The sequence below is a fragment of the Paraburkholderia sp. BR14312 genome (genome assembly GCF_040948675.1).
Classification (GTDB): domain Bacteria; phylum Pseudomonadota; class Gammaproteobacteria; order Burkholderiales; family Burkholderiaceae; genus Paraburkholderia; species Paraburkholderia nodosa_A.
On sequence record NZ_JBFPKI010000063.1, the window covers coordinates 1 to 893 of the forward strand.

Here is an 893-nt window from a genome sequence, read left to right on the forward strand (position 1 = left end):
GGGGCGTGAGCTCACCAAGCTCGGACACACCGTTCGACTGATCGCCCCGCAGTTCGTCCGGCCTTACGTAAAGAGCAACAAGACCGACGCGGCCGATGCCGAAGCAATCTGCGAGGCGATAACGCGACCGAACATGCGCTTTGTACCGCTCAAGACGCAGGCGCAACAGACAGTGCTGTCGCTGCATCGCGCGCGCGCCGGGCTAGTCAAATCACGCACAGCACTTGCCAACCAAATCCGCGGGCTTCTTGGCGAATTCGGCATCGTGCTGCCACAGGGTATCCAACTGCTTGGCCAACGGGCCATGGCCGCTCTTTCCACTCGTGACGATGGGCATTCTGAGCCGTTCCGGGCGTTAATCCAGATGCTCGTCGAGCACTTGCGCGAACTTGGCAGCAAGGTGGCTGAGCTCGAAGGTCGTATCCGCGTCATCCATCGCACGGATGCGCCCGGTCGGCTTCTCGAAACAATACCCGGGATCGGGCCACTTACCGCGTCGGCCCTCGCAGCCTCGATCGGCAACGCCAGATCTTTTCGCAGCGGCCGCGAACTTGCTGCATGGCTGGGTTTGGTGCCGCGTCAGCATTCTTCGGGCGGCACGCCGCGTCTGCTGGGCATCAGCAAGCGCGGCGATACGGCATTACGAACACTTCTGATTCACGGCGCCCGCGCGGTTATTCGTATGGCAGCCAGCAAACCCGAAATGGCTGATTCCTGGGTGATGAAACTGTGTCGACGCCGGCACAAAAATATCGCTGCTGTGGCGCTCGCGGCAAAGAATGCACGGACGGCGTGGGCCATGCTGATACGAAATCAGCCCTTTCAGGCGAACCATGTGCCTACGCGATCCAGCTTGACGGATTGACAAGTCCCGCTATTAGCAGTGAAACAGC

At 60.6% G+C, this 893-nt stretch carries 1 protein-coding gene; it reads left to right on the forward strand.

What is annotated here, in order from left to right; translation table 11 throughout:
- On the forward strand, window positions 1–865 hold an 865-nt coding region (locus AB3X98_RS42000; RefSeq protein ID WP_368610454.1), incomplete at its 5' end, for an IS110 family transposase.
- Window positions 866–893: the final 28 nt, after the last annotated feature.